This window comes from Rhizobium sp. CSW-27 (assembly GCF_018760785.1).
Lineage (GTDB): Bacteria > Pseudomonadota > Alphaproteobacteria > Rhizobiales > Rhizobiaceae > Neorhizobium.
In genome coordinates this window covers 83,327-102,046 of sequence record NZ_JAHHZO010000005.1, presented here as the reverse complement: position 1 = coordinate 102,046, position 18,720 = coordinate 83,327, and the positions used below count along the sequence as shown (strand labels likewise).

Here is an 18,720-nt window from a genome sequence, read left to right as displayed (position 1 = left end):
ATCTCGCACTTGAAGCAGAAGTGCCTTTCAGGTGGATCAAGCGCGGGGGCTTGTCAACACCCGCGCCGGATCACATTCGCGCCGTCACGGCGAATGCGCGCTGCCCGCGGCCCTGTCCGCATGGCGGGCAAGGCCCGAAAGCGCCAGCACCACCAGATGCAGCACCGGCAGGCCGATGAAGATGGCTGCCAGACCGGTATGTTCGGCAATGAAGCCGATGGCGGAGGGCGCAACGAGAATGCCGGAATAGCCCATGGTTGTGACGACCGAAAGACCGATGCCCTGCGCCATGCCCGGCAGGTTTCCGGCGGCGGAAAAGGCAATCGGCACCATGTTGGATATGCCGATGCCGGCAATGGCAAAGCCCAGAATGGCCATTGCCGGCCCGGTCGCAAGCCCCGCCGTCAGCAAGCCGATGATCGAGGCGACCGTGCAGAAACGCAGCGTGTTGACCGCCCCGAAACGGTCACGCACAAGATCGCCGGCAAAACGCATCGCCGCCATGGTGAGCGAAAAGGCGCCGAAGGCAAGGCCCGACAGCTGTACGGAGGCACCGAGTTCGTTGCGGAAATAGAGCGCGCCCCAATCGAGGATCGCGCCCTCCGGGATCATGCTGAACAGTGCCACGACACCGATAAGCCAGGGCAGCGGCGTCATCGGCAGGCGTACCTTTTCCTTGGCTTCTTCCGGATGCGGCTGGTCCAGCAGCATCATGGGCCACGCAGCCGCCACCATGGCCGCCGCCAGCAGCGTGACGAGCAGGCTGTGGCCGACGACGCCGAGCCAGGCGATCAGCAGGCCGCCGCTTGCCGAACCGAACAGGCCACCAAGGCTCCAGAACGCGTGGCAGGAGGACATGATCGAGCGCCGCATCCGCTTCTCCGTCGCCACGGCATTGGCATTCATCGCGACATCCATCGCGCCGATCAGGCCGCCGAACAGGAAGATGGCGATGGCACCCGTCCAGATGCTGCCGACCAGGCTGAGGAAAAGCAGCGTCGGCAGCGCCAGAAGGGCCGCAATGCGCGTGACCCAGGTGGAACCGAGCCGGGCGATCTGGATGCCGGCAACCGGCATCATCAGGATCGAGCCGACGCCGAAGGCCAGGATCATCAGGCCGAGCGCGCCTTCGCCAAGCGACAGTCGCGCGGCAAATTCCGGAATCTTCGGCGCCCAGGCGCCGATCAGGAAGCCGTTCATCAGGAACATCAGCGCCACGGCCGCGCGCTCGCGGGTGACGACGGGCGCGCGGGCAAGCGCGCCGCTCACGGCTGGATTGTCAGTCATTGCAATGCTCTCTCCCCGGGGTCCTTTCAGACCCCTCACGTCCCGGCCACGACGATTTGGCAGCCGGCATCCCGAACGGACCTCAGCCGAGCCGGATCGATACCCGGCTCGGTCAGCAGGCAGTGATATTGGTCGGCCGCCGCCACCGTATAGGGGGCCGAGACCTCGAATTTTTCGCGCGTCGCCGCCACGGCGACCCTGCGGCTGCGGGCGGCAACGAACTGCTTGAAGGCCGCATCCTCCAGCCCGAAGGCTGAGAGCCCGCCATCGGCATCGATGCCGCAGGTGCCGATGAAGCAGAGATCCGGACGGATGTGTGCCATGGCCTCGATGGCGCGCGCCCCAACCGATCCGCCCGCCACCCGGTCCAGGCTGCCGCCGATCAGGATGACTTCCACCAGCGGCTTCTCCTGCAGGGCAAGGGCAATGGCCGGCGAATTGGTTGCAGCGGTAAGCGCCAGATCGTCCGGCAGCGCCTCGGCAATGGCAAGATTTGTGCTGCCCGCATCGAAATAGACGAGGCATTGCGCCGGGATCAGCGAGATGGCCGCAGCGGCAAGCGTCTTCTTGCGCTCGGCTGCCACGCCGATGCGCTGCTTCAGCGTGGTGCGGCCGGGACCGATGGCAAGCGCACCGCCATAAACCCGCTCGCAGAGACCGGCGGTCGCCATGTCGCGCAGATCGCGCCGGATCGTGTCTTCCGACACGCCGAACAGGCTGGCCAGCGCGGTGGCAACCACCCGCCCCTCCTGCTTCAGGCGCCGCAGGATTTCCGCCTGCCTCTCCTGCACCATCAGTTCCGTCATCACACTCTCCGCAAAACCACGCATCAACACGGATAAACATGCATGAACCAGCATTCAAGCCACAAAAGCTGGCAGCCCGTCACCTTTCGTGAGCAGGCCGGGTGAAGACAGAGAATTGAGGGGGGTGCCCGAAGGCCCGGCAGGGCCGGAAAGCGGAGTGCAACCATCCGCCGCGACGGACATGAATCACACGGTTTCGCTGGTCCCTTCTCCCCCTCGCCTGCGGGGGAGAAGACGCATTGCTGAGGCAGGCCGCCGGATGCCCGGCCGGCCTGAGACAGGCCGGAGTGGATCAGGCCGTATAGGTGATCAGCAGATCCTTGGCGTCAATCTGGTCGCCGGCCTTCACCAGCACCTCCGCCACGTCGCCGTCCTTTTCCGCATGCAGCGCCGTTTCCATCTTCATCGCTTCGATGGAGAGCAGCACGTCACCCGCCTTGACCTTCTGGCCGGCGGCCACGAAGACGCGGGAAATGACACCCGGCATCGGCGCACCCAGATGCGCGGCATTGCCGGCTTCGGCCTTGCGACGGGCAATGCTGGCGGCCGCCCGGCTGCGATCCGGCACCTTGATGCGGCGCGGCTGGCCGTTCAGTTCGAAGAAGACGGTGACGAGGCCCTGCGCATCCGGCGCACTCGCCGCCTGGTTCACCACCACCAGCGTCTTGCCCTTTTCGATATCGGCAAACAGTTCCTCGCCATCCGCCATGCCGTAGAAATAGGCGGGCGTCGGCAGAACAGAGACCGGACCATAGGTATCGGCGGCCAGCGCGAAGTCGGTGAAGACCTTCGGGTACATCAGGTAGCTGGCGAATTCGAAGTCATCGATGGCACGCCCGAGCTTCTCCTCGATCACCTTGCGCTCGGCCTCGAGATCGGCCTCCTTCAACAGTGAGCCGGGACGCTCGGTATAGGGTTTGTCGCCCTTCAGCGCCTTCTTCTGCAGCGCTTCCGGCCAGCCGCCCGGAGGCTGACCGAGATCGCCCTTCAGCATCGAGACGACGGAATCGGGGAAGGCGATGTCCTTGTCGGGGTTTACGACATCGGCGACCGTCAGGTCCTGCGAGACCATCATCAGCGCCATATCGCCGACGACCTTGGACGACGGCGTGACCTTGACGATATCGCCGAACATCTGGTTGACGTCCGCATAGGTCTGCGCCACCTCGTGCCAGCGGGTTTCGAGCCCCAGCGACCGGGCCTGTTCCTTGAGGTTGGTGAACTGGCCGCCCGGCATTTCGTGCAGATAAACTTCCGAAGCCGGCCCCTTGAGATCGCTCTCGAAGGCCGCGTACTGGTGGCGCACGGCCTCCCAATAGAAGGAGATGCGGCGGATCCAGGCGGGGTCGAGACCCGGATCACGCTCCGTGCCGGACAGCGCTTCCACGATCGAACCGAGGCAGGGCTGCGAGGTGTTGCCGGAGAAGGCGTCCATGGCGGCATCGACCGCATCGACGCCGGAATCAACGGCCGCCAGCACGGTGGCCGCGGCAATGCCGGACGTGTCGTGCGTGTGGAAGTGGATCGGCAGGTCGGTCGCCTCGCGCAGCGCCTTGAACAGCACGCGGGCAGCCGCCGGTTTCAGGAGACCGGCCATGTCCTTTACCGCGATGATATGGGCGCCGGCCTTCTCCAGCTCGGCGGCAAGAGCGGTGTAATATTTGAGGTCGTATTTCGGCCGCGCGCTGTTGAGCAGATCACCGGTATAACAAATCGTTGCCTCGCAGAGCTTGTTCTCCTCCTGGATCGCATCCATGGAGACGCGCATGTTGTCGACCCAGTTCAGGCAGTCGAAGACGCGGAACAGGTCGATGCCACCTTTCGCTGCCTGCCGGACGAAATATTTCACCACATTGTCCGGATAGTTGGTGTAGCCGACGCCGTTCGCACCGCGCAGCAGCATCTGCAGCAGGAAGTTTGGCGCGCCCTCACGGATCAGCGCCAGACGCTCCCACGGATCTTCCGTCAGGAAGCGCATCGAGACGTCGAAGGTGGCCCCGCCCCAGCATTCGAGCGAAAAGAGGTTCGGCAGCGCCCGCGCATAGACCGGCGCGATACGGGCAATGTCGAAGGTGCGCATGCGGGTGGCGAGCAGTGACTGGTGCCCGTCGCGCATGGTCGTATCGGTCAACAGCACCTGCGGCTGCGCCCGCATCCAGGCCGCAAAACCCTTCGGGCCGAGTTCGTCGAGCTTCTGCTTGGTGCCGGCAGGAACCGCACCGTTGATGTAGGGCACCACCGGCTTCGGTGCCTTTTCCGACGGTTTCGGACGCCCCTTGACCTCCGGATGGCCATTCACCGTGACATCCGCCAGATAGGTGAGCAGCTTGGTGGCACGGTCCTGCCGCTTGACCTGCTGGAAGAGCTCCGGCGTCGTATCGATAAAACGCGTCGTATAGGAATTGTCGCGGAAACTCGGATGGCCGATGATCGCTTCGAGGAAGGTCAGGTTGGTCGCGACACCGCGGATACGAAATTCGCGCAGCGCGCGGTCCATGCGGCTGATCGCCTCCTGCGGCGTGCCGCCCGAGGCCGTCACCTTGACCAGCAGCGGATCATAATAACGCGTGATGATCGCCCCGGTATAGGCAGTGCCGCCATCGAGGCGGATGCCAAAACCGGCCGCCGAACGGTAGGCGGTGATGCGGCCGTAATCGGGAATGAAATTCTGCTCCGGATCTTCCGTCGTGATTCGGCACTGCAGCGCATGGCCGTTCAGACGGATGTTCTCCTGTGCCGGAACGCCCGATTCCGGCGTGCCGATCGCCTCGCCTTCGAGGATGTGGATCTGCGCCTTGACGATGTCGATGCCGGTGACGACTTCGGTCACCGTGTGCTCGACCTGAATGCGCGGATTGACCTCGATGAAGTAGAATTTGCCCGTATCCGCATCCATCAGATATTCGACGGTGCCGGCGCCGATATAGTTCGTGGCGGCTGCGATCTTCAGCGAATAGCCGGCCAGTTCCTGCCGCTGTGCTTCCGACAGATAAGGCGCCGGCGCCCGCTCGACGACCTTCTGGTTGCGCCGCTGGATGGAGCAGTCACGCTCGAAAAGATGCACGACATTGCCATGCGTATCGCCCAGCACCTGGCTTTCCACGTGGCGGGCACGCTCCACCAGCTTTTCGAGATAGACTTCATCCTTGCCGAAGGCAGCCATGGCTTCGCGCTTGGCTTCCGTCACTTCCTTGGCAAGATCGGCTTCGGAGCGGATGACGCGCATGCCGCGGCCACCACCGCCCCAGGAGGCCTTCAGCATCACCGGGTAGCCGATTTCGGCGGCCATTTTCTTGACGGTCTCGATATCGTCCGGCAGCGGCTCGGTGGCCGGCACGACCGGAACACCGACGGAAATTGCCAGATTGCGGGCCGCGACCTTGTTGCCGAGCTGGCGCATGGTATCGGCCGTCGGGCCGATGAAGATAATGCCCGCCTCGTTGCAGGCCTCGACGAATTCCGGGCTTTCGGAGAGGAGGCCGTAACCGGGATGAATCGCATCCGCGCCGGAAAGCTTGGCGATGCGGATCACTTCCGAAATGGAGAGATAGCTTTCGATGGGGCCGAGATCACGCGAAAGATGCGGGCCGCGGCCGACCTGATAACTCTCGTCCGCCTTGAACCGGTGCAGCGAAAGCTTGTCTTCCTCTGCCCAGATCGCAACCGTTTTTATGCCCAGTTCGTTGGCCGCGCGAAACACGCGGATGGCAATTTCGGATCGGTTGGCGACAAGAATTTTCGATATCTTCAAGACGATCTCCCACTCGCTTTCGCGGGCATGCTGCACCCGCGAAGGAGATCATTACCGGCTTTTTAGCGAAGTGCAATTTCCCGCCGGCAGGGGGCGCAATTTTTATATGCGCTTGCTGTCACCCAGCTGTCAGCTGACCAGTCCGAGACGAAAGGCCATGGCAATGACATGCTGTCGGTTCTTGGCGTTGAACTTCTCCTGGATCACGTTGATGTACCAGTCGACGGTATGGCTGGAAATCTGCAGCTCGCGGGCGATCTCGTTCGAGGTCATCCCGTCGGCCAGCAGCGAAAGCACCTCCATCTGCCGCTTGGTCAGCTCCGTGTCATGGCCGCCGCTGCGCTCCAGATCGCTGGCGGCACCCTGCATTTCCAGAAGCCGCCAGAACAGTCGTCGCGCCGCGGTGTCAAACAGGGACAGTTCAGCCGGAGAAAGATCAACCGGCTGGCCGCCAATGGCAACCTGTCCGAGCAGGCCGGTGCGGCCATGGATCGGGAATGTATAACCGTCGATAATGCGGTAGCGGGCTGCGTCCTGCAGCATCCTAGCGGTTCGCTTATGATAGGGGTCGTCGCGGAACGCCTCCACGGCATCGCACCAGCGGAACGGACGCTGCGCCACCATCAGCATGCGCCGCATCGGATCGATCAGCCCATATTTCTTGGTGGCATAGGTCTTGCGCCATCCCTCCGGCCAGTGGCCGGCGAGCATAAGATTGGCCTGGTCTGAATTCGGCTTCTGGTTCAACCAGATACCATAGAAATCGAAGTCGTAGATGGAAAGAAGCGCCTCGAGTTCCCGCGTCAGTTCTGCCGGCGTCTTCGTTTCATTGATCAGGATCAAGAGCTGCAGAATTGAGTGAATCTTCACTCATACCCCCTGCCACGCAGTCCGTGGCCTTCTAATGTTAGAACTTTATTATTTTCACGTTTATAATCAAACCCTTATCAGGCGCAATCGAGACCGAGAAAAGTTCGATGTCATCGATAGTGGGCGCCATTCTCGCACAGATTGCAAGCCTGTTCTTGCTCCTTCCCATTTTTGGGCAATATTGCTCCACAGGCGAGGCCGGTTCCCGTTCACACTGCATACAGGTGGGGCGTGCTAACGCTGCGGCCGTTATACGTATCGACGTCACACCGAGGTCACACCGTTGAGTCTGTTCCAGGTCTATGCCCGCGCTCTGAAATATCTCGGATCCAGCCGGATCCGCGTAACGCTCGTGGTCATTGCAAACATCGTTCTGGCGGTCATCACCATTGCCGAGCCGATCCTGTTCGGGCGCATCATCGACGCGATTTCCGGCGGCGGCGACGTGACGCCCATCCTGCTGCTGTGGGGCGGCTTCGGCGTGTTCAACACGCTGGCCTATGTGCTGGTGGCGCGCGAGGCGGACCGTCTGGCGCATGGCCGCCGCGCCACGCTGCTGACCGAAGCCTTCGGCCGCATCATCTCCATGCCGCTTGCCTGGCACCACCAGCGCGGCACCTCGAACGCATTGCATACCCTGCTGCGCGCCAGCGAGACCCTGTTCGGCCTGTGGCTGGAATTCATGCGCACGCACCTTTCCACCATCGTGGCGCTCGGCCTGATGCTGCCCACGGCCCTTGCCATGGACTGGCGGCTGAGTTCGGTGCTGATCGTGCTTGGCATTCTCTACTGGATCATCGGCCGCACGGTCATGAACCGCACCAAGGAAGGCCAGGCCTCCGTCGAGGGGCACTATCACACGGTCTTCTCGCATGTCAGCGATTCGATCAGCAACGTCACCGTGCTGCACAGCTACAACCGCATCGAGGCCGAGACCCGGGCGCTGAAGGGCTTCACCGAGAAGCTGCTGACCGCCCAGTATCCGGTGCTGGACTGGTGGGCGCTCGCCAGCGCGCTGAACCGCATCGCCTCCACCGTCTCGATGCTGATCATCCTGGTCATCGGCGTGGTGCTGGTGCGCAATGGCGAGATCAAGGTCGGCGACGTGATCGCCTTCATCGGCTTTGCCAACCTGCTGATCGGCCGCCTGGATCTGCTGCGCCAGTTCGCCACGCAGATCTTCGAGGCCCGGTCCAAGCTTGAGGACTTCTTCCGGCTGGAGGATTCCGTCAAGGAGCGCGAGGAGCCGGCGGGCGCCGCCGAGCTTGCGCATGTGCGCGGCGAGGTGGAATTCCGCAACGTCTCCTTCGATTTCGCCAATACCACGCAGGGCGTGCGCGAGGTATCCTTCACCGCGCGGGCCGGCCAGACGGTCGCGATTGTCGGCCCGACCGGCGCCGGCAAGACCACCCTCGTCAACCTGCTGCAGCGCGTCTATGACCCGCAGCAGGGCCAGATCCTGATCGATGGCACCGATATCGCCACTGTCACCCGAAAGTCGCTGCGCCATTCCATCGCCACCGTCTTCCAGGATGCAGGCCTGCTGAACCGGTCGATCACCGAAAATATCCGGCTCGGCCGCGAGGATGCGAGCGAGAGCGAGGTGGTCGCCGCGGCCGAGGCTGCCGCCGCAACGGAATTCATCGAGAGCCGTCTGGCCGGCTTCGACACCCATGTCGGCGAGCGCGGCAACCGCCTGTCCGGCGGCGAGCGCCAGCGCATCGCCATTGCCCGCGCCATCCTCAAGAATGCACCGATCCTGGTGCTGGACGAAGCCACCAGCGCGCTGGACGTCGAAACCGAGGCCCGCGTCAAGGAAGCGATCGACCGGCTGCGCCGGGACCGCACCACCTTCATCATCGCACACCGCCTCTCCACCGTCCGCGATGCGGATGTGGTGCTGTTCCTCGATCATGGCCGTGTCATCGAAAAGGGCACCTATGACGAACTGTCGGCGCTTGGCGGCCGCTTTGCCTCGCTTCTGAAGACGAGCGGCATCCTGACGGACGACACGCGCGCCGTACCCGCGCCCGCGCCGGTTGCCCAGCCGGCCTGAAACGGCCGTCACACGCTTCGCACTCTTTACCAGGCGCTCACCTCGCTCTGTCACTGGACCTGCTATACCTACCGTATAGTCGGTTAATTTAGGGAGACGCCCTGCCGCGATCTTTTGCACCGGCAGGCATGAGGAGGGAGGAGCGCATGAAAGAGGAATTCGCACGGAAAGCAACAACGGGCCTGCTGGTACTGATCGGTCTGATGGGCCTTTCGGGAACGGCGGCCGCCGCTGGCTGCGGCACGCCGCAGGATGCAGGCCGCTACACGATGGAGGTCCGGTCGGGCGACAAGGCACGGCAGGTCGCCTATTTCATTCCGTCCGGCTATGACGGCAGCCGCAAGGTGCCGGTGGTCTTCGATTTCCACGGCAGCACCAGCACCGGCAACGAGCAGCTCGACCGCAGCGAATGGGAGCGCTTGGCCGAAGCCAAGGGCTTCATCGCGGTTGCGCCGCAGGGCCTGATGCCCGGGCAGAAGCCGGAGACCTTCTCCTGGAACGTGCCGGGTGTCACGGCGCCCGGCGGTCCGGACGACATGGCCTTCATCCGCGACGCGATCAAGGCGGTGGAAGACAGGTTCTGCGTCGATGACACCAGGATCTTCGGCACCGGCTTTTCGGGCGGCGGCCGCGTGCTGTCGCAATATATCTGCAATGGCAATACCGAGTTTGCCGCGGCAGGCTTCGTGGTCGGCCTGCGTGCCGGCTATCCAAAGGAGACGGCCGGCACATGGGCGCCGGACAGCGACACATGCAAGCCGGCCCGGCCGCTGTCGCTGATCGCCTTTGCCGGGCTGCAGGACAAGATCAATCCCTATGACGGCGGCGGCCTGCCCTACTGGCAATATGGCGCCGAGGCTGCCCTGCAGCGCTGGGTGGCGCTCGACGGCTGCAAGGGCGAGCCGACGGTCAGCGAAAACGGCACGGTACGCACCAGCCGGTACGAGGATTGTGCCGGCAAGGCGCGCATCGTCTCCACCGTGATCAGCGATGGCGGCCACACCTGGCCGTCCTCCACTGCCCTGCTGCGCTACCAGAAGCAGCTCGGCAAGATCTCCTACGCCGTCAACGCGACCGACGAGATCTGGCGCTTCTTCGAAACCGTTACGCCCTGAGAAGAGGGCTCCATCAGCAAGCCCCTCACGAAGAAGGCCCCGGATCGGTCAATCCGGGGCCTTTTCTTTGCGTGCTCGATCCGGCTCAGCCGAGGCGGAAGCCGTCTTCGGCCGTAACGGCCGTGCCGTTGACGGTCACGCGTGCCTCGCCATCCGTCATTTCGACGGCAATCGCATAGGTCCTGTCATCCAGCGTCAGCTCGGCCGAGAAGCCGCCCCACTCCGCCGGCAGGACCGGACGGACGAAGAGACGGTCACCCTCGCGGCGAATGCCGAGAATGCCTTCGACGGCGGCGCGGTAGAGCCAGCCGGCCGAGCCGGTATACCAGGTCCAGCCGCCGCGGCCGGTGAGATCGCCGACGCCGTAGACGTCCGCCGCCACGACGTAAGGCTCGACGCGGTAGTGATCGGCCGAGGCCCGGTCGAGCGCATGGTTGACCGGATTCAGCAGCTTGAAGGCCTTCCAGGCATCATCGCCGCGCTTCAGCGCCGCCAGCGCCAGCACCACCCAGATCGCCGCATGCGTATACTGGCCGCCGTTTTCGCGCACGCCCGGCGGATAGGCCTTGATATAGCCCGGATCCTTCGGCGTGGTGGCAAAGGCCGGCGTGAACAGGCGGATGAGGCCATCCTTCTCGTCCACCAGCTTGTCCATCACGGCATTCATCGCCTGCTGCTGACGGGCTGGATCCCCTTCGCCGGACAGCACGCTCCACGACTGGCCGAGCGAATCGATCGCGCATTCCAGATTGCCGTTGGCACCAAGCGGGCCGCCATCGTCGAAATAGCCGCGACGATAATAGCTGCCGTCCCAGCCCGCGGTTTCCAGCGCCTGCTTCAGCGCGGCAAGATGCGCCGTCCAGCGTTCGACGCGTGCCTGATCGGCCCGCTCTTCCGCGTAAGGCAGGAAGCGCCGCAGCGCTGCCGCCAGGAACCAGCCCAGCCAGACGCTCGTGCCGCGACCGCCGATGCCGACGCGGTTCATGCCGTCGTTCCAGTCACCGCCGAGGATCAGCGGCAGACCATTGGCGCCGGTCCGCTTGATGGCGAGATCGAGCGCGCGGGCGGCATGCTCGTAGAGCGAGGCCTGCTCGTCGGTCACTTCCGGCTTGAAGAAGGCATCATGCTGGCCTGCGGTCAGCACAGCCCCCTGCAGGAAGGGCGTTGTCTCGTCGAGGATCGCGGCATCACCGGTCGTCTGGATATACTGGTGCGTCGCATAGGCCAGCCACACCACGTCGTCCGAGATCGAGGTGCGGACACCTGCGCCGGTGCCCGGCAGCCACCAATGCTGCACGTCGCCTTCCTTGAACTGGCGGCTTGCGGCATTGACGATCTGGCGACGGGCAAGATCCGGCTCGTGCATCAGGAAGGCCAGCGTATCCTGCAACTGGTCGCGGAAGCCATAGGCACCCGACGACTGGTAGAAGGCCGTGCGCGACAGGATGCGGCAACCGAGCGCCTGATAGGGCAGCCAGGTATTGACCATCAGATCCATCGCCTTGTCCGGCGTCGAGATCTTCAGGCGGCCGGTGAAATCCTGCCAGAAGCCGTTGGTCTCCTTCAGCACGCCGTGGAAGGACTGGACCTTCACCTCGGCGGCCAGACCGGCCGCTTCCTCGCGGCTGGCGCAATCGCCCATGAAGAAGGTCACCACCTTCTCCTCGCCGGCGGCGATCTCGATATCCCGGGCAAGCGCCGCGCAGGGCGCGCCGTCCGGCTCCAGCGAGCCATTGAGCGCCGAACGTCCGGTCACTGCGGTCGGCGCGGCAATCGTACCGAACCGGCCGAGGAAATCGCGGCGACTGGTGGTGAAGCCGGAAGCCTCGCCATCCAGACCGAAGAAGGCCGTGCGGCGATAGTCGATGCTGTAGGGATTGGTGGCAAACAGCGTGCCCGTCGCCTCGTCGCGACCACTCAGGATGAAGGACTGGGTGCGCTGCGGGTTGTTGCCGAGGATCCACTCCGCATAGCCATAGACGCGCAGGCGCTTCGGCTCGGTGCCGGTGTTCTTCACGACCAGGCGCGAGAACTTGACCGGGCGGGTACGATCGACCGTCTGGGTCAGCGTCAGCGTCAGGCCGTCATCCTCGGAGACGAAGGTCGAGTAGCCGAGGCCATGGCGCGTCTCGAAGCGCACCGAGGGACGGCGCGACAGCGCCGCAAACGGGGTGGCCACCACGCCCGTGTCAAGATCCGTCACGTAGAAGGCCTCGCCGGGACGGTTGACGACCGGATCGTTCGACCACGGCGTCAGCTGGTAGTCGCGCGAGTTCTGGCTCCAGGTGAAGCCTGCGCCTTCCGCCGAGATATGGAAGCCGAAGATTTCGTTGGAGATGACGTTGATCCACGGATGCGGCGTGGCGCCACCGCCGGCCAGACGCACGACATATTCGCTGCCGTCCTGCGAGAAGCCGCCATAGCCGTTCCAGAACTGCAGGTCGTCGCCATCCGTCTCGACCGGCCGGCCGAAATCCTCGGCCGACAGCAATGCGCGGCGGTCCATCTCGGTCTCGACACCGCGCGGAGCGGAGAAGAGCGCGACGGCGCGCGCCACCTGATCCTCGATCTTGCCGTTGCGGGCATGCAGGACGACGCGCGAGGCGGCAATCAGTGCTGCCCAGGTGGTGTCGTCCATCAGGTCGCGGCGCAGCGCAAACACCTGCTGGCGACCTTCCGTCTGGCCGAGGCGACGGATGCTCTCGCTGATCTGGTCGATCGCGTGCTGCATGTCCTGCGCGTAGGAGGCAGGCTTTTCGTTGACGATGGCCAGATCGATCATCACGCCGCGCGAACGCAGATATTCCTGCGCCGACAGGGCTTCCTTGACGACTTCCATGTCCATTTCGTCATTGACGCGCAGCGTGAAGATCGGCAGGTCGCCGGAGATCGACAGGCCCCAGAGCTGGCGCTGCGAGGCAAGGCCGGATTCCACGGTCTGGGCATCGGCACGCAGATGCATGTCCGGATAGACGAGGTAGCGGCCGAGATGCTGGAAGGCGGCGGCCTGCTGCGAGTTGACGCCGATATGTCGCATCTGGACCTGCACGCGGGTCCAGGCCTGGGTCAGCTCGGTCGCAAACGAGTCCGGGTGGCGGTAGCGTTCGATCGCCACGTCGAGCTCCTCGCGGCTCGGCGCCGCGATGGTCCAGAAGATCACGCTCACCTTCTTGCCGGCCGGCACGCGCACGACGCGGCGCAGCGACAGGATCGGGTCGAGCGTGAAGCCATCGGTGCCGGAGAGCGTCGCATCCGGATCGAAGGCCGCAGCTTCGGCCAGCGTGCGGCCACGGCCGAGGAAGCGGCGACGGTCGGTCTCGAACTCGGTCGGACGCGAGGCACCCGCATTGTCGGCCGCCAGATGCGCGATCTGCATGGCCGGTTCGTTGGGATTGCGCTTGTTGCGCCAGGCGCGGATCACATCGCCGCGGCGGCCGATCTCGGTGCGGACGAACATCCGCGAGAAGACCGGATGCGCATTGTCGTCATCCTCGTTGGCAATCACCGGCTCCAGGTAGGAGGTGACTTCGATGAAGCGGTCCTCGGTGCCGGTGTTGAGCAGCGTCAGGCGGCGGCCTTCGGCATCATGCTCGGTGGCCACGATGCATTCGACCGTGGAGACGAGCGTGCCGACCGTCTTGTGGAATTCGGCCTTTTCGTCGCTGAAGACGGTCTTGACCTTCTCGCCCTCGATGCGGCGCGGCTCGGCCGTCGTCGACCACCACTGGCCGGTCGCGGTATCGCGCAGGAAGAGGAAGTTGCCCCAGCGATCCTCGACCGGATCAGGCTTCCAGCGGGTGACCGCAAGGCCGTTCCAGCGGGAATAGCCGGTGCCGGTTGCCGTCAGCATGGTCGAGTAATGGCCGTTCGAGAGGAAGACCATTTCGCGGTCGCGGCCGGCCGGATCCTGGATGGTGCGGATTTCGGGACGCAGCAGGTCGGCCTGGCCCTTGCCGGGCGTTTCCGGCTCGTACTTGGAGCCCATGACCGGCACTTCGCGCGGCGCCTTTTCCTGCAGGAGCAGTTCGGCCGCTTCCACGACGGGATCGGAATGAAAGAGTTCGCGCAGCTTGCCGTTGTTGACGACGTTGGCGATTGCCGCAATCGACATGCCGTGGTGGTGGGCATAGTAGTTGAACACAACGGCGCAACGCTTGCCTTCCGGAACGCGGGTCGGCGTGAAGTCGACCGCATCGTGGAAGCCGTATTTGCCGAGCGCACCCACGGCGCGCAGCTTCTGCAGGTTTTCGAGCGCTTCCAGCGGCTTGTACTGGCTGGCGAGGATCGAGGCATAGGGCGCCACGACGGCGTTCTGGCCGAGGCCGCGCTTCAGGCCGAGCGTCGGCACGCCGAAATTCGTGTACTGATAATTGTAGTTGTGGTCGCGGGCATTGAAGGCGGCCTCCGAAATCCCCCAGGGGATGTTCAGACGGCGACCATGGTTCATCTGCTCCTCGACGATCAGATTGTTCGTCTGGTTGAGGATACCGCCCTGGCGCTCCTGCATGACGAGCGGCGGCATCAGATATTCGAACATCGAGCCGGACCAGGAGATCAGTGCGCCACGCGCACCGATCGGCACGACCTGGCGGCCGAGACGATACCAGTGCTCGGTCGGCAAGTCGCCCTTGGCAATCGCAAACAGGCTGGTCAGGCGGCATTCGGATGCCAGAAGGTCATAGCAGGCCTCGTCGAGATCGTTGCTCTCGACGCGGTAACCGATAGAAAGCAGGCGGCGATCCTTCCGGTAGAGGAAGGTGAAATCCATCGAGAAGGCCAGATTGCGGGCCCGGTCGCGCAGCTGGATCAGGCGCTGGCGCAGCGGCTCGATATTCGTCATGTCGAAGGTGCTGTCGGCGATATGCGCCTCGCAGGCCGCCACCAGCATGTCTGCCCAGCGCGTCACTTCCGTGCTCTGCGCGGAGCTGACCTCGTGGTCGAGGTTGGTCGACAGCTTCAGGATATCACGTGCCAGGACCGCAAGGTTGATGATGCGGATCGAGGCGAATTCGTGCTCGCGCTTGACGGCGGCGAGCGCGTTGCCGAAGCCGATGATGCGCTCTTCCAGGCGCCGGCGCAGCGGGCGCACCGTCTTGCGGTCGTCCGGCAGTTCCTTCAGCGCCTCGGACAGGATGCCCGCCACGTCGCCGATGCCGTCGAGATTGGCCTGGAGATGCGCGGACGGCGCTTCCGCCCATTCGCGGCAGGCGGACGAGACGGCGATCAGGTGGCCGGCAAGGTTGCCGCTGTCGACGGTCGAGACATAGCGGGGCCCAAGCGTCTGCAGCGTATCGGTGTGATACCAGTTGAACAGATGGCCACGATACTTGTCCATCTTCTCGACGGTCGCGATCGTGTTCTCCAGACGGTCCAGCGTTTCCTGGAAGCTGATCCAGCCGAAATGACGGGCCGAGACGGTCGAGAGCAGGTAGACGCCGATATTGGTCGGCGAGGTGCGCTTGGCAACGATCGGCTCCGGCTTCTCCTGGAAATTGTCCGGCGGCAGGAAGTTCTGGTCTTCGGTAACGAAGGCTTCGTAATAGCGCCAGGTACGGCGCGAGATCTTGCGCAGCTCGACCGACACCGCCTCCGGAACGAACAGCGTGTCTTCCGTCTCGGCAGACTGGCTCACATACCAGGCGACGAGCGGCGACAGCACCCACAGCAGCACGAAGGGTAGGCCGACGAGGAAGGCATTGTCATCCGGCAGCGCGGCGAGCATCAGGCCGAACACGGCCGCAACCGGCGCATGCCACATGGAGCGGTAGTAATCCTGCGGGCTGCCCTGCGCCGACGACTGGATGCTGGCGGCGGTGCGCCATTCCAGCATCAGCTTGCGGCTGACGAACAGGCGATAGAGCGAGCGCACGATCGCGTCGATCATCATGAAGGCCGAGTCGGCGATGAAGACGATGCGGAGTGCCACCTGGGCGTTGGCCGAGCGGATATCCGACCAGACCGAGTAGAAGTGCGCGCGCGGCACGATGTCGGTGGAGCGCGGCAGGAGGCCGGTGATCAGCGACAGGGTGGGGGCCACGAACAGCGAGAAGATCAAGAGGATCTGCCAGATCAGCGCGCCGAGCGGGTCCATGAAGTACCAGCCGAGCACGGAGGAGAGGAACCAGGCGATCGGGGTCAGCGAACGGCGCAGGTTGTCGACCATCTTCCAGCGGCCGAGCGCGGTGACGCCGCGCATCGGGTCGAGGATGTAGGGCAGCAGCTGCCAGTCGCCGCGCGCCCAGCGATGCTGACGCGACACTTCCACCTCGTAGCGGGTGGGGAAGTCTTCCACCAGTTCCACGTCGGTGACGAGCGCGCAGCGTGCGAACGAGCCTTCCAGAAGGTCGTGGCTGAGGATCGCGTTTTCCTCGATGCGGCCGCGCAGCGCCGTCTCGAAGGCATCGACGTGATAGAGACCCTTGCCGGTGAACGAGCCTTCGCCGGTCAGATCCTGATAGACGTCGGAGACGGTGAAGACATAAGGATCGATGCCGCGGCTGATCGAATAGACGCGCTGGAACACCGAGGCATCCTTGCCGGTGGTCAGCGACGGCGTCACGCGCGGCTGCAGCAGGCCGTAGCCATGGATCACGCGGCCGGAATTCGGGTCGTGCACGGGACGGTTGATCGGGTGGTGCATCTTGCCGACCAGCTTCGTCACCGCATCGCGCATCAGGCGGGTGTCGGCGTCGAGCGTCATGACATACTGCACGTTTTCCGGCACCGCGTTGGCGCCCGGCATGTAGGTCGTGTCCTTGTCGCCGCGCAGCAAAAGGTTCAGCTCGTGCAGCTTGCCGCGCTTGCGTTCCCAGCCCATCCAGACACCTTCGGACGGATTGAACAGGCGGCGGCGATGCAGGAGATAGAAGCGCGTCTTGCCGTCGAAGGCATAGCGGGCGCTGAGCAGCGCCACCTCGCGGCGGGCATATTCCAGCACTTCGAGGTCGGCATCCGTCTGCTCGACCGTGCTGTCACGCCAGTCGCTCAGCAGCGCGAAATAGATCTCGCCATGCGGATTGGCGAGATAATGGACTTCCAGATTGCGCACCAGTTCGTCGACCGTATCGCGATTGGTGATCAGGCAGGGCACCACGACCAGCGTGCGGGCATCCTCCGGAATGCCTTCCTTGAATTCGTAGCCGACGAGACGCGCCGGCTTCACCACATAGGTGACGAGCGTGTTGAAGAGGCCGGTCGCGCCTTCCGAGGCAGGAAGCGAGAACATCAGCAGGAACAACAGGATGACCGGCGTGCTCATGCCGGCATGAGCCAGGAAGCCGCCCACGATGGCAAGCGCCAGGAAGGTGAAGAACAGAACCGGGATCGCCACCGCGAACCAGTTCATCTTCTGCGCGGTGCGCAGCAGGCGCTGGGCAATATTCGGCGTATAGCCGACGCGCTTTTCCAGCTCGGTGCGGTACATGCCGGTCAGGAAGGCGCCGACATTGGCCTTGTGCGGATCGGGCTCGGGGGCGGCGGCCGCTTCCGAGGCGAGCGCGATCGCCGCGCGAGCCACCTCGATTTCCGTCTTGCCGCAATAACGCGCAATCTTCTCGATGCGGTTGCGGTAGGAATTGCGCGAGCCGAAGTCGAGTTCGTTATAGTCGCTCTGCGCGCGCAGCACCTGGTCGACAAGGCAGACCTCCTCGAACCAGACGCTCCATTCGGTATCGTCGATCTCGCGCAGGCTCTTGATGATGTTGCCCATCGTGAGATTGCCGGAGGAGAGGCGGTTCTGCTCCGCCATCATCACTTCTTCGGTGTCGGTGCCGGCCGCATCGAGGCGCGCTTCCAGCCAGGCGATAGCGAAGGCGGGCGATTGCGAGGCGTTGCGCAGGCGATAGAGGAACTGCGTCGAGAAAGTATTGTCTTCCGTCAGCGGCTCGATCTTCTTCAGGATCTCGGCGGAGGCCGCCTCGTCGTTCAGCCTGATGATCTCGTCCGCCGCGTCATTGGCCTGCTGGCGCATGCGGCGCGACTTTTCCACGCGGATGGAGATGCGGCGCAGGTTTTCGATCAGCACGAAGCGCAGGAAGGAGGGCAGCGCCCAGAGTTCGCCGATCTCCAGCGACTGGTGCACCTGGAAACCTTCGGTCATCGCCGTCAGGTTATCGCGGTTCAGCGTGCTGTGGGTGTGGGCGACGTAGAGCCAGGCAAGCGCCAGCACGCGCGGCATCTCCATGCCGCCGATGCGGATGGTCGGCAGCTGGCGGTAGAACTTCCTCGGGAAGTCGCGACGGACCTCCTGGATCGCCTCCTCCACGATGTAGTGGTTGTCGAGCAGCCATTCCGCCGCCGGAGTAATGGTGGCGCCAGCCTCCACATCCTTGGCGGTGGTGCGATAGACGCGAAGGATTTCCTTCTCGTTTTCCTTGTGCCGCTCGCGGAAATCGAAGGGCATCAGCCCCGGAAGCGTCTGGGCGCCGTCGCGGGCAAGTGCCTCGCCGCAGCTGCGCAACTCCTCGGCATTCAGGTAGATCGCGCGGATCGCCTCGTTGTGGTCGATCTGCTTGCCTTCCGTTTCACGCGGGGTCTGAGAGGGCGTCTGATGAAATGACATTGTGTCGGCTTCTAAGAATGAGTGGCACTGTCTTGGCAAAAAGGGCGGCGGGAGGAGGCGCCCGTTCAGGTTTGGCGTTCAGCCTTAAGCGCAAGAAGACGAATGGAGGATGACACCGGGCGCGGCCCTTTTCGGCCGCCGGATGCGCGAACGGACGGGGAAAACCTGTTCACATGCTTCTCCAATATTGTCATCGCTCGCCTCTATCGCGCCAGGTCTGAATGAAACCTGAACGTAATCAGCCGGTTGGAATGGGGAATGCGATATGTCTTCTG

General features: G+C 64.0%; 7 protein-coding genes. 2 read left to right on the top strand and 5 right to left on the bottom strand.

Features of this window, described 5'->3' with window-relative positions; translation table 11 throughout:
* Positions 1–84: 84 nt before the first annotated feature.
* The 4 genes from KLP42_RS11795 to KLP42_RS11780 all read right to left on the bottom strand — a co-directional run bounded on the left by KLP42_RS11795 (position 85) and on the right by KLP42_RS11780 (position 6,714).
* The gene (locus KLP42_RS11795) at positions 85–1,287 is read right to left on the bottom strand and encodes an MFS transporter (RefSeq protein WP_215566922.1); all 1,203 of its coding nucleotides are present in this window, start codon (positions 1,285–1,287) and stop codon (positions 85–87) included.
* A gap of 35 nt (positions 1,288–1,322) precedes the next feature.
* Entirely contained in the window at positions 1,323–2,093 is a 771-nt protein-coding gene (locus tag KLP42_RS11790; RefSeq protein WP_215566920.1) for a DeoR/GlpR family DNA-binding transcription regulator, read from the bottom strand.
* A 292-nt stretch (positions 2,094–2,385) separates the two neighbouring features.
* Positions 2,386–5,844 carry a pyruvate carboxylase gene (pyc, locus tag KLP42_RS11785; protein WP_215566918.1) on the bottom strand — a complete coding sequence of 1,153 codons (3,459 nt, stop codon included), beginning with the start codon at positions 5,842–5,844 and terminating at the stop codon, positions 2,386–2,388.
* Positions 5,845–5,973: 129 nt separating this feature from the next.
* Positions 5,974–6,714, bottom strand: coding sequence for a LuxR family transcriptional regulator (locus KLP42_RS11780; protein WP_215566916.1), 741 nt, complete (start codon positions 6,712–6,714; stop codon positions 5,974–5,976).
* A gap of 283 nt (positions 6,715–6,997) precedes the next feature.
* On the opposite strand from KLP42_RS11780, the gene KLP42_RS11775 reads away from it, so the two are divergent.
* Both KLP42_RS11775 and KLP42_RS11770 read left to right on the top strand, forming a co-directional pair.
* Positions 6,998–8,770: a glucan ABC transporter ATP-binding protein/ permease gene (locus KLP42_RS11775; protein WP_215566914.1), complete on the top strand. Its 1,773-nt coding sequence runs from the start codon at positions 6,998–7,000 to the stop codon at positions 8,768–8,770.
* A 146-nt stretch (positions 8,771–8,916) separates the two neighbouring features.
* Positions 8,917–9,885 (top strand): CE1 family esterase, encoded by a 969-nt coding sequence (locus KLP42_RS11770; protein WP_215566911.1) that lies wholly within the window; start codon positions 8,917–8,919, stop codon positions 9,883–9,885.
* Positions 9,886–9,970: 85 nt separating this feature from the next.
* Here KLP42_RS11770 and KLP42_RS11765 read toward each other — a convergent pair whose 3' ends face one another.
* Positions 9,971–18,445 carry a GH36-type glycosyl hydrolase domain-containing protein gene (locus tag KLP42_RS11765; protein WP_215566909.1) on the bottom strand — a complete coding sequence of 2,825 codons (8,475 nt, stop codon included), beginning with the start codon at positions 18,443–18,445 and terminating at the stop codon, positions 9,971–9,973.
* Positions 18,446–18,720: the final 275 nt, after the last annotated feature.

Excerpts from the sequence above, each read along its gene's own strand:
- KLP42_RS11795 (WP_215566922.1), bottom strand. The coding sequence starts at position 1,287 with ATGACTGACAATCCAGCCGTGAGCGGCGCGCTTGCCCGCGCGCCCGTC.
- KLP42_RS11790 (WP_215566920.1), bottom strand. The coding sequence starts at position 2,093 with ATGACGGAACTGATGGTGCAGGAGAGGCAGGCGGAAATCCTGCGGCGC.
- KLP42_RS11770 (WP_215566911.1), top strand. The coding sequence starts at position 8,917 with ATGAAAGAGGAATTCGCACGGAAAGCAACAACGGGCCTGCTGGTACTG.
- KLP42_RS11765 (WP_215566909.1), bottom strand. The coding sequence starts at position 18,445 with ATGTCATTTCATCAGACGCCCTCTCAGACCCCGCGTGAAACGGAAGGC.